The organism is Rhodoplanes roseus (genome assembly GCF_003258865.1).
Taxonomy (GTDB): domain Bacteria; phylum Pseudomonadota; class Alphaproteobacteria; order Rhizobiales; family Xanthobacteraceae; genus Rhodoplanes; species Rhodoplanes roseus.
The window spans coordinates 1-10577 of the sequence record NZ_NPEX01000211.1 but is presented as its reverse complement, the minus strand read 5'-3'; the positions used below and the strand labels follow the sequence as shown (position 1 = coordinate 10577).

10 protein-coding genes are annotated in these 10577 nt (G+C 70.0%); 2 read left to right on the top strand and 8 right to left on the bottom strand.

The window, feature by feature from the left end:
* Positions 1 to 97: 97 nt before the first annotated feature.
* Entirely contained in the window at positions 98 to 913 is an 816-nt protein-coding gene (gene dapB / locus CH341_RS22935; RefSeq protein WP_111421311.1) for a 4-hydroxy-tetrahydrodipicolinate reductase, read from the top strand.
* 74 nt (positions 914 to 987) lie between these two features.
* On the opposite strand, the gene phoB is transcribed toward dapB, so the two are convergent.
* The 8 genes from phoB to CH341_RS22895 all read right to left on the bottom strand — a co-directional run bounded on the left by phoB (position 988) and on the right by CH341_RS22895 (position 9094).
* Positions 988 to 1689, bottom strand: coding sequence for a phosphate regulon transcriptional regulator PhoB (gene phoB / locus CH341_RS22930; RefSeq protein WP_111421310.1), 702 nt, complete (start codon positions 1687 to 1689; stop codon positions 988 to 990).
* 66 nt (positions 1690 to 1755) lie between these two features.
* Positions 1756 to 2469 (bottom strand): phosphate signaling complex protein PhoU, encoded by a 714-nt coding sequence (phoU, locus tag CH341_RS22925; RefSeq protein ID WP_111421309.1) that lies wholly within the window; start codon positions 2467 to 2469, stop codon positions 1756 to 1758.
* A gap of 67 nt (positions 2470 to 2536) precedes the next feature.
* Positions 2537 to 3373, bottom strand: coding sequence for a phosphate ABC transporter ATP-binding protein PstB (gene pstB / locus CH341_RS22920; protein WP_111421308.1), 837 nt, complete (start codon positions 3371 to 3373; stop codon positions 2537 to 2539).
* Positions 3370 to 4209 carry a phosphate ABC transporter permease PstA gene (gene pstA / locus CH341_RS22915; RefSeq protein WP_111421307.1) on the bottom strand — a complete coding sequence of 280 codons (840 nt, stop codon included), beginning with the start codon at positions 4207 to 4209 and terminating at the stop codon, positions 3370 to 3372. Before pstA ends, pstB begins: the two co-directional genes overlap by 4 nt.
* Before the next feature lie 4 nt (positions 4210 to 4213).
* Positions 4214 to 5140 carry a phosphate ABC transporter permease subunit PstC gene (gene pstC, locus CH341_RS22910; RefSeq protein ID WP_425376205.1) on the bottom strand — a complete coding sequence of 309 codons (927 nt, stop codon included), beginning with the start codon at positions 5138 to 5140 and terminating at the stop codon, positions 4214 to 4216.
* A 240-nt stretch (positions 5141 to 5380) separates the two neighbouring features.
* Complete coding sequence (gene pstS / locus CH341_RS22905) at positions 5381 to 6427, bottom strand: phosphate ABC transporter substrate-binding protein PstS (RefSeq protein ID WP_111421306.1); 1047 nt, start codon at positions 6425 to 6427, stop codon at positions 5381 to 5383.
* Between the two features lie 219 nt (positions 6428 to 6646).
* Complete coding sequence (locus tag CH341_RS22900) at positions 6647 to 7993, bottom strand: ATP-binding protein (protein WP_245431208.1); 1347 nt, start codon at positions 7991 to 7993, stop codon at positions 6647 to 6649.
* 57 nt (positions 7994 to 8050) lie between these two features.
* Complete coding sequence (locus tag CH341_RS22895; protein ID WP_111421305.1) at positions 8051 to 9094, bottom strand: lysylphosphatidylglycerol synthase domain-containing protein; 1044 nt, start codon at positions 9092 to 9094, stop codon at positions 8051 to 8053.
* A 272-nt stretch (positions 9095 to 9366) separates the two neighbouring features.
* On the opposite strand from CH341_RS22895, the gene CH341_RS22890 reads away from it, so the two are divergent.
* Complete coding sequence (locus CH341_RS22890) at positions 9367 to 10557, top strand: CaiB/BaiF CoA transferase family protein (RefSeq protein ID WP_111421304.1); 1191 nt, start codon at positions 9367 to 9369, stop codon at positions 10555 to 10557.
* Positions 10558 to 10577 lie beyond the last annotated feature (20 nt).

Here is a 10577-nt window from a genome sequence, read left to right as displayed (position 1 = left end):
AGGGGAGGGTGAAGGGGGCCGGCCCTTCCTGTTGCGCCTGCGCAAGGCTCCTCTATACCGGCCGCACAGGCACCGGCGGGGCCGGCAGGAGGGCGTGATGAGCGATGTGCGTTTGATCGTGGCGGGGGCCGGCGGCCGGATGGGCCGCACCCTGATCAAGGCGATTTCGGAGGCGCGCGGCGCCGCGCTCGCGGGCGCGATCGATGCGCCGGGCTCGCCGCTGATCGGCCGCGACTCCGGCGAGCTCGCCGGGCTCGGCCCCAACGGAATCCCGGTCACGGCCGACCTGCCGCCGCTGGCCAAAAGCGCGGACGGCGTGATCGACTTCACGATTCCGGCGGCCTCGGTGGCACTGGCCGATCAGGCCGCCGCCGCCGGGCTGTTTCACGTGATCGGCACCACCGGCTTCTCGGCCGCCGACGAGCAGGCCATCGCGGCCGCCGCGGCGTCGGTCGCGATCGTCAAGTCCGGCAACATGAGCCTCGGCGTGAACCTCCTGGCGGCGCTGGCAAAAAGGGTCGCGGCGACGCTCGACGAGGAGTTCGACATCGAGATCCTCGAGATGCACCACAACAAGAAGATCGACGCGCCCTCCGGCACGGCGCTGCTGCTGGGCGAGGCCGCCGCCGCCGGCCGCGGCATCGACCTGGCGGCGCGCTCGGACCGCGGCCGCGACGGCCACACCGGCGCGCGAAAGCCCGGTGACATCGGCTTCGCGTCCTTGCGCGGCGGCACCGTGGTGGGCGAGCACTGGGCGATCTTCGCGGGCCCGGCCGAGCGCATCGAGCTCGTCCACAAGGCCGAGGACCGGATGATCTTCGCCCGCGGTGCCGTGAAGGCGGCGGTCTGGGCGAGGGGCCGCGCGCCCGGGCTCTACACGATGATGGACGTGCTGGGCCTGAAGGATTTTTGAGGCCGTCGCGCCGGCGTCGGCCGTTCAAGGACCGTCCCATCCGGGACGGTCTCCAGCGTGCCGCAAGCCCGAAGCTAGGCCTCGGCGCCGTAACGGTCGTTGAGGGCGTAACCGGCGCCGCGCACGGTGCGGATCGGGTCGGAGCGCTGGCCGCGGTTGAGCGCCTTGCGCAGCCGGCCGACATGGACGTCGACGGTGCGCTCGTCGATGTAGACGTCGCGCCCCCACACCCGGTCCAGGAGCTGCTCGCGCGAAAACACCCGGCCGGGGTTCTCCATCAGGAACTCGAGCAGGCGGAACTCGGTCGGGCCGAGCGGCACGTCGCGGCCGCTGCGCGCCACTCGCTTCTTCTCGCGGTTGAGCTCGATGTCGCCGGCGGTGAGCACCGAGGCGACCCGCTCGGGCTTGGTGCGGCGCAGCAGCGCGCGGATGCGGGCCAAGAGCTCGGGCACCGAGAACGGCTTGACGATGTAGTCGTCGGCGCCGGTGGCGAGGCCGCGGACGCGCTCGCCCTCCTCGCCGCGGGCCGTCAGCATGATCACCGGGAGCTGCTGGGTCTCGGTGCGGGCGCGCAGGCGGCGGATCAGCTCGATGCCGGACAGGCCGGGCAGCATCCAGTCGACGATGGCGAGGTCCGGCGGGCTTTCCTTGAGGCGCAGGTCGGCGTCGTCGCCGCGGCCGGCCGCGTCGACCGCGTAGCCTTCCGCCTCGAGATTGTAGCGCAGCAGGAGCGTCAGCGGCTCCTCGTCCTCGACGATCAGAATGCGCGCGGCCATCCGGTTTCTCTTCTTCTTCGATCAAATGCGGCCGCCGGACCGGCGGCCGCGTCGACAATCTCGGCTTCAGGCGTCGAACGGAACCACGGTGCTGGACGTGGTGTCGTTCTTGGGTCGCTCGTCGACCAGCGGCCGGCCCTCGATCATGTAGTACACCGTCTCGGCGATGTTGGTGGCGTGGTCGCCCATCCGCTCGATGTTCTTGGCGCAGAACAGCAGATGGATGCAGATCCCGATGTTGCGCGGATCCTCCATCATGTAGGTGAGCAGCTCGCGGAACAGCGAGTTGTTGACCGCGTCGACCTCCTCGTCGGCCTTCCACACGGTGACCGCCTTGGCGAGGTCGCGCCGTGCATAGGCGTCGAGCACGTCCTTGATCTGCGACAGCACCAGCTCGGTCATGTGCTGCACGCCGCGCATCACCTGCTGGGCCCGGAACTCGTGATCGAGCACCACGACGCGCTTGGCGATGTTCTTGGCGAGGTCGCCGATCCGCTCGAGGTCGTTGGCGATGCGCATCGCCCCGACCACCTCGCGCAGGTCGACCGCCATCGGCTGGCGGCGCGCGATGGTGAGGACCGACTTCGACTCCAGCTCGCGCTGCAGCGCGTCGATGCGGGCGTCGCCGACGATCACCCGCTGGGCGACCGTGAGGTCGCGGCGGTCGAGCGCGTCGGCCGCGTCGGAGATCTGCTGCTCGGCGAGGCCACCCATCTCGGCGACCATCCGGGCCAGATCCTGGAGGTCGGTGTCGAAGGCCTTGTGCGTGTGGTCCATCATGGACGTCACCCTTCAGTGTCTCGGGAGTGGGCCCGGCCGCCGGTCGGCGGCCGGCCAAGCGTCAGCGTCAGCCGAACCGGCCCGTGATGTAGTCCTGCGTCCGCGTGTCCACGGGCGAGGTGAACATCTTGCTCGTGGTGTCGAACTCGACGAGCTCGCCCAGATACATGAACGCGGTGTAGTCGGAGACGCGCGCCGCCTGCTGCATGTTGTGCGTCACGATGGCGATCGCGTAGTCGGTCTTGAGCTCCTCGATCAGCTCCTCGATCTTGGCCGTCGAGATCGGGTCGAGAGCCGAGCAGGGCTCGTCGAGCAGGATCACCTCCGGCTGCACCGCCACGGTGCGGGCGATGCACAGGCGCTGCTGCTGGCCGCCGGACAGGCTGAGGCCGTTGGCGTGCAGCTTGTCCTTCACCTCGGTCCACAGCGCGGCGCGCTTGAGCGCGGATTCGACGCGACCGTCGAGCTCCGACTTGGACAGCGAATCGTAGAGGCGGATGCCGAAGGCGATGTTCTCGTAGATCGACATCGGAAACGGCGTCGGCTTCTGGAACACCATGCCGACGCGGGCCCGCAGCAGGTTCAGATCCTGCGCCGGGTCGAGGATGTTGTCGCCGTCGAGCAGGACCTCGCCCTCGGCCCGCTGATTCGGGTAGAGGTCGTAGATGCGGTTGAGGATGCGCAGCAGGGTCGACTTTCCGCAGCCCGACGGGCCGATGAAGGCGGTGACCCGCTGGCTGTACAGCGGCACCGAGATGCTCTTCAGGGCCCGGTTGTCGCCGTAGTAGAAGTTGACGTTGCGAACCGAGATCTTCTCCTCGAGCTCGGAATCGAGGCCTGCATGGGTGCCGATGATCGGGGTCGGGACCGACTTCGGTCCGTTCGACAGGTCGACGGAGGTCATTGCGCGTTCCTCGTTGCGGCCAGGGCGCGGGCCGAGATGCTGAGCGCCAGGACGGCGAAGGTGATGATCAGGGCACCGGCCCAGGCGAGGTTCTGCCACTCCGGATAGGGGCTCATGGCGAACTGGAAGATGACCACCGGCAGGCTGGCCAGCGGGGCATTCATGTCGGCCGAGAAGAACTGGTTGTTGAGCGCCGTGAACAGCAGCGGCGCGGTCTCGCCGCTGATGCGGGCGACGGCGAGCAGGATGCCGGTGATGATGCCGGCGCGGGCCGCCCGGTACGACACGTTGGCGATCACGTGCGAGCGCGGCAGACCGAGCGCCGTGGCCGCCTCGCGCAGCTCCTTCGGCACCGTCAGCAGCATGTCCTCGGTGGTCCGCACCACGACCGGGATCACCAGCACGGCCAGCGCGATCGAGCCCGCGAGGCCGGAGAAGTGTCCCATCGGCCGCACCACGACCTCGTAGATGAACAGGCCGACCACGATGGAGGGCGCGCTCAGCAGGATGTCGTTGATGAACCTCACCACGCTGCTCAGCGGCGAGTAGCGGCCGTACTCGGCCATGTAGGTGCCGGCCAGGATGCCGATCGGGGTGCCGACCGCGACCGCGACGGCCGACATCATCAGGCTGCCGAGGATCGGGTTGAGCAGGCCGCCGGCGGCGCCGGGCGGCGGCGTCATCTCGGTGAACACCGCGATCGAGAGGCTGGTGAAGCCGTTCCACAGCAGCGCACCGAGCACCAGGACGAGCCAGCCGAGCCCGATCGCGGTCGCGCCGATCGACATGGCCATCACGACACGGCTGGTGGCGCGTCGTCTTGCGTAGAGGTTCATGAGATCACCCGATCCGGCGTTCGATGCGCATCAGCATGTAGCGGGCGATCGCGAGCACGAAGAAGGTGATCACGAACAGGATGAGGCCGAGGGCGACCAGCGAGGAGGTGTAGAGATCGCCCAGCGCCTCGGTGAACTCGTTGGCGATGGTGGCCGAGATGGTGGTGCCGGGCGCCAGCAGCGAGCCCGAGATGCGGTGGGCGTTGCCGATCACGAAGGTCACCGCCATGGTCTCGCCGAGCGCGCGGCCGAGGCCCAGCATCACGCCGCCGGTGACGCCGACGCGGGCGAACGGGATGACGACGTAGCGCACCACCTCCCAGGTGGTGCAGCCGAGGCCGTAGGCGGCCTCCTTGAGGACGGGCGGCACCGCCTCGAACACGTCGCGCGAGATCGAGGTGATGAACGGCAGCACCATGATGGCGAGGATCAGGCCGGCCGTCAGCGTGCCGATGCCGTAGGGCGGGCCGGCGAACAGGGTCGAGAGCACCGGGATCGGTCCGAACAGGTCGATCAGGGCCGGCTGCAGGGTCCGCTGCAGGAAGGGCGCGAACACGAACAGGCCCCAGATGCCGTAGATGATGCTGGGAATGCCGGCCAGCAGCTCGATGGCGATGCCGATCGGGCGGCGCAGCCAGGGCGGGCACAGCTCGGTGAGGAACACGGCGATCAGCAGACCGAACGGCACCGCGATCATCATGGCGATGATCGAGGTGACCACGGTGCCGTAGATCGGCGCCAGCGCGCCGAAGTTCTCGGTCACCGGGTTCCAGCGCTCGCTCACCAGGAAGCCGAAGCCGAACTGGCGCAGCGCCGGCAGCGATCCCTCGATCAGCGCGATGATGACGCCGCCGAGGATGACCAGCACCAGGATCGAGGCCAGGAGGGTCAGGGTTCGGAACGAGCTGTTGGTCAGCCTCAGGCGGGCCAGGACACGTTTCCTGTCGGGCGGGGTCGCGGCGACCGCCGGGACGTCCCGAAGCGCAATATCGACCACTGGCATTCTCCGCGAAGGCATGTCCGGGCTCCCGATCGCGTCGTTCGACCGAAGGCTGTGCTTCGGCCGCGTCGTCCTCAATAACGCGACGAGCTGCCCGAGACGATACGAACAAGGTTCCGTCAACAGAGAGAAGGCCCGAAGGCCTTCTCTCGTCGACGTCGTTTGAGTCGATCAGCGCGCCGTGAACAGCGGCTTGCCGCTCGGGTCCTTGATCTCGGCCGTCCAGGTGGCCTCGACGCTCTTCACGACATTGGCCGGCATCGGGATGTAGTCGAGATCCTCGGCCATCTTGTCGCCCTTCTCGTAGGCCCAGGCGAAGAACTCGAGCGCGGCCTTGGAGGTCGCGACGTCGGCCGGCGTCTTGTACATCAGGATCCAGGTGGCCGTGGTGATCGGCCACGTGCCGGCGCCCGGCTGGTCCGTGATGATCACGCCGTAGCCCGGAACCGAGTTCCAGTCGGCGCTGGCGGCGGCGGCCTGGAACGAGGCCATCTCCGGAGCGACCGTCTTGCCGTCCTTGTTCACCATCTTGGTGTGGGGCAGCTTGTTCTGCTTGGCGTAGGCGTACTCGACGTAACCGATCGAGCCCTTGGTCTGGGCGACGTTGTTGGCGACGCCTTCGTTGCCCTTGGCGCCGATGCCGGCCGGCCACTCGACCGAGGTCGCCGAGCCGACCTTCGACTTCCACTCCGGGCTCACCTTGCTCAGGTAGTCGGTGAAGTTGAAGGTGGTGCCCGAGCCGTCGGAGCGGTGCACGACGGCGATCGCCTGGCTCGGCAGCTTGAGGCCGGGGTTGAGCTTCTGGATCGCGGCGTCGTTCCAGGTCTTCACCTCGCCGAGGAAGATCTTGCCCAGCGTCGGGCCGTCGATCACCAGCTCGCCCGGCTTGATGCCGTCGACATTGACGACCGGCACGATGCCGCCCATCACCATCGGGAACTGGACGAGGCCGTTCTTGGTGAGCTCTTCCGGCTTGAGCGGCGCGTCGCTGGCGCCGAACGTCACGGTCTTGGCGAGGATCTGCTTGATGCCGCCGCCGGAGCCGATCGACTGATAGTTCAGGCCGATGCCGGTCTCCTTCTTGTAGGTGTCGGCCCACTTGGCATAGATCGGATACGGGAAGGTGGCGCCGGCACCCGAGATGTCGGCGGCCGCGGCGGGGGCGACGGACGCGGCGACGAGCGCGCCGGCCGCGATGAGGGCTTTGTAGACGTTCAAGGGGTCTCTCCTGTCGAGGACGAGCCGTCGATGCAGGCGAAGGCCCGCATCCGGTCCGACCGGTCGCTGGATCGTCGTTGGGGGCGGGCTCGAGCCCTCCCGCATGGTCGACTGGCGCCGGCAGAACGAGGGGGAGTCCGTCGGCCGGCCTCAGGCACGACTGTCTTAGCCGCTGCCCGTCACCGTTCTATGATCTCAACATGACACTGAGATGAACGTTTAAGTAACTGGGATGCCGTCGATTTTGGTTCCGGATGGGGCGGCTGTCACAATCGGGAGGCGGATCGTGAAGGTGGCCCCGGCGCCCGGCGTGCTGTCGATCCCGAGGCGGCCGCGGTGGCGCTGGACGATGTGCTTGACCAGGGCGAGGCCCAGTCCGGTGCCGCCCTGGGCCCGGCTCTCGGCGACGTCGGCGCGGTAGAAGCGCTCGGTCAGCCGGGGCAGATGCTCGGGCGCGATGCCGGGGCCGTAGTCCTTCACCGAGACGGCGATCTCGTCGCCGCGCGGGCCGGTCTCGCGCAGCACCGCGAGGTCGATGCGGCCGCCGCTGGCGCCGTATTTCAGCGCGTTCTCGATCAGGTTCTCGAAGGCCCGCACCAGCTCGTCGCGGTCGCCCGCGACCGTCACGGGCGCGGCCGGCGGCTCGAACCCGATGGTGACACCGCGCTCGCCGGCGAGCGGCTGCAGCCCCTCGGCGACCTGGCGCAGCAGCAGCACGATGTCGACCGGCGTCTCGGGCCGCACATGCACCTTCAGCTCGATGCGCGACAGCGACAGGAGGTCGTCGATCAGCCGCGCCATGCGGCTCGCCTGCGCCCGCATGATGGCGAGGAAGCGCTCGCGCGCCGCGGTGTCGGCGCGCGCCGGGCCCTGCAGCGTGTCGATGAAGCCGGACAGCGAGGCGAGCGGCGTGCGCAGCTCGTGGCTCGCATTGGCGATGAAGTCGGCCCGCATCTGCTCGGCGCGGCGCAGCGGCGTCAGGTCGTGGAAGCTGACCAGCAGCAGCCGCTCGCCGGCCGGCTGGGCGGGCCCGGGCGGCAGCCGCACCGGCGCGATCACGGTGTCCCACCAGCGTTCGGTCGGCACCCGCTGGGCCATCTCGGTGCGCATCGTGGTGCTCTCCTCGGCGGCGCGGCGGACCGCGTCCAGCACGCCCGGATGGCGCAGCGCGAAGGAGAGCGGACGGGCCGTCGCCAGCGCCGGGGCGACCTCGATGGCGTGGCGGTTGAAGGCGCGCACCACGCCGCCGCGCTCCAGCACGATCACCGGATCGGGCAGACCGGCGATGGCGGCGTCGATCACCAGGTCGCTGTTGCCCGGCCCCAGGTCGTCGCTGTCGGCGATCCGCTTGCGGCCGGCGCGGCGGAGGTCGGCGACGAGGCCGAGCGTCACGGCGGCGAACACCAGCACGGCCGGGACGAGGCGCATCTCGCCGGCCCAGACGGCGGCCGCGAGGGCCGCGGCGGCGGTCGGCAGCACCAGCCGGATGCGCGGCACCGACGTCGCCCAGGCGAGAAGCCGCGGTCCTCGACCGGTGGGTGTCTTGTCGTGGTCCGCCAAGGCCATGTCCGCTGGTCCCGAATGCCGCTGGTGCCGTCCCGCCGGGACGGCCCGCGCTCGCGGTCAGCCCTGGCCGGGGTCCTGATGCGCCGGCGTCGCCGCCCCGGCGCCGGCTCGCGCGCTCGCCTGGGCGGCCCGGCTGCGCCTGCTCCAGAGCCACGCCTCGCGCGACCCGAGAATCAGCAGCGCCACCGCGAACGGCACGAGATAGTACAGCAACCGGAACAGCAGCAGGCCGGCCAGGAGCTGCTCCTTGTCGTACTCCCACAGCGCGACCAGCATGGCCGCGTCGAACACGCCGAGCCCGCCCGGCGAGTGGCTGGCGAAGCCCAGCAGGGTCGCGGCCACGAAGATCACGGCCACGGTGACGAATCCGATATACGGCTCGTGCGGCACCAGCATGTACATGGCGGCCGCGCAGCAGGCGAGATCGACGATCCCGATGGCGATCTGCAGGAGCGTCAGCGGCCCGCCCGGCAGCGTCACCTCCCAGTTGCTGCGGCCGATCACCCGCGGGGTCGTCCACACCCAGCCCACATAGGTGGCGAGCGCCATCAGCGTGATGATCGCCAGCGTCCGGTTGACCCAGGGCGGCACCTGGTTGATGGCCGATGCGGCTTCGGGCGCGTGGGCGATGCCGAGCCCCAGCACGGTGGCGTTGCCCAGCCAGAACGTGAAGCCGGCGACGAAGCAGACCTTCGCCACCTCGATGGCCGACAGCCCGTGCAGCGAATAGATCCGGTACCGCACGGCGCCGCCCGTAAACGCGCTGGCGCCGACATTGTGGCCGACCGCATAGCTGGTGAAGCCGGCCAGGGCGGCGGTCCGGTACGGGATGTCGCCGCGGCCGATCGTGTGCAGCGCGAAGACGTCGTAGAAGGTCAGCGTGAAATAGCCGGCTGCGACGAAGCCGGACGCCAGCAGGATGTCGCGCCAAGGAATGGCCCGCAGGGCGCCGATCACCTCGTGCACGTCGATCCCGTGCAGCATCCGGTACAGCACGACGGCCGCGGCCACGATGACGGCGAGGCTGACCAGGAATCCGACCCGGTGCCAGCCAATTCTGCGGTCGAAAGCTTCCGAGGCCACGCGCAGCCGATCGTACATGCTCAGTCCTGGCGCTCCTGGAGGATACGGGCGGGCGCCGCGCCCCGGCCGACGCGGTTCGTTCGCCTCTAACAGAACGGGGGCGCGAAGGCGAGGGCGGGGAACTGCGACCCTGGCGCCCACCTGCGGCAGTGCCGCCGCACGAGCCCGCCTTGCGGTGGCGGCGCCGCACGGTGGACAAGGGCGGCCGCATCGGGGATGGTCGGCGCGCGGTGCCGCGACGCGCGGCCGCATCCCACCCTCCTTGGTCCGAGCCGACGGAGCGACGGCGCATGCCGCATGACCAGGCCTCGACGGCCCTGTCCCGGTTCACGGTGCTGGACCTGACGCGGGTGCGCTCGGGGCCGACGGCGGTGCGGCAGCTCGCCGACTGGGGCGCCGACGTGATCAAGATCGAGACACCGGCGCACCTGGCCGGCGGCGAGGACATGGGCGGTCCCCGCGACGGTCCGGACTTCAAGAACCTGCACCGCAACAAGCGCGCCATCACGCTCGACCTGAAATCCGAGGCGGGACTGGCCGCGTTCCGCCGGCTCGCCCGAAAAGCCGACGTGGTGGTGGAGAACTTCCGGCCCGACGTGAAGGAGCGGCTCGGCGTCGACTATCCGACGCTGCGCACGCTCAACCCCAGGCTGGTCTATGCCAGCATCTCGGGCTTCGGCCAGACCGGCCCGTATGCGGGGCGTCCGGGCTTCGACCAGATCGCGCAAGGGCTGGGGGGCCTGATGTCGATCACCGGGCTGCCCGGGCAGGGGCCGGTGCGGGCCGGCATCCCGCTCGCCGACCTCACCGCCGGCCTGTTCTGCGCCATGGGCATCCTGGTCGCGCTGCTGGAACGGGAGGTGTCGGGAGAGGGGCAGTGCGTCGAGACCTCGCTGCTGCAGGCCCAGGTGTTCATGCTCGACTTCCAGGCGGCACGCTGGCTGGTGAAGGGCGAGGTGGCGCAGCAGGCCGGCAACGACCACCCGACCACCATCCCGACCGGCGTCTTCCCGACCGCCGACGGCTACATCAACATCGCCACGGCCGGGCATGCCGTGTGGGAGCGCCTCGCCCGCGCCATCGGGGCGCCGGAGCTCCTGGACAATCCCGACTACGCCACCGGCGCGTCGCGCTCCAAGAACCGAAAAGCCCTCCACGCCGCCATCGGCGAACGCACCCGCACGGCGCCGAGCGCCGACTGGGTGGAGACGCTCAATCAGGCCGGCGTGCCGTGCGGCCCGATCCTGACCATCGACAAGGTGTTCGCGGACCCGCAGGTGCGGCATCTCGGCATCGCCCAGCCGGTCGCGGGGACCGAGGCGCCGCTGACCCTGGTGGGCCAGCCCTTCGCCTTGTCGCGCACGCCGAGCCGGCTCGCCGGCCCGCCCCCCGGCCGCGGCCAGCACACCGACGAGATCCTGTCGGAGTTCGGCTTTTCGCCGGACGAGATCGCCGCCCTGCGCACCGCGCGGGCGGTGTGAGGGCAGAGCGTCTCGGCAAA

What these genes read in the sequence shown, in the direction of transcription:
- dapB (WP_111421311.1), top strand. Translation starts at nt 98, where the DNA reads ATGAGCGATGTGCGTTTGATCGTGGCGGGGGCCGGCGGCCGGATGGGC.
- CH341_RS22900 (WP_245431208.1), bottom strand. Translation starts at nt 7,993, where the DNA reads ATGGCCTTGGCGGACCACGACAAGACACCCACCGGTCGAGGACCGCGG.
- pstA (WP_111421307.1), bottom strand. Translation starts at nt 4,209, where the DNA reads ATGAACCTCTACGCAAGACGACGCGCCACCAGCCGTGTCGTGATGGCC.
- CH341_RS22890 (WP_111421304.1), top strand. Translation starts at nt 9,367, where the DNA reads ATGCCGCATGACCAGGCCTCGACGGCCCTGTCCCGGTTCACGGTGCTG.
- phoB (WP_111421310.1), bottom strand. Translation starts at nt 1,689, where the DNA reads ATGGCCGCGCGCATTCTGATCGTCGAGGACGAGGAGCCGCTGACGCTC.
- phoU (WP_111421309.1), bottom strand. Translation starts at nt 2,469, where the DNA reads ATGATGGACCACACGCACAAGGCCTTCGACACCGACCTCCAGGATCTG.
- CH341_RS22895 (WP_111421305.1), bottom strand. Translation starts at nt 9,094, where the DNA reads ATGTACGATCGGCTGCGCGTGGCCTCGGAAGCTTTCGACCGCAGAATT.
- pstB (WP_111421308.1), bottom strand. Translation starts at nt 3,373, where the DNA reads ATGACCTCCGTCGACCTGTCGAACGGACCGAAGTCGGTCCCGACCCCG.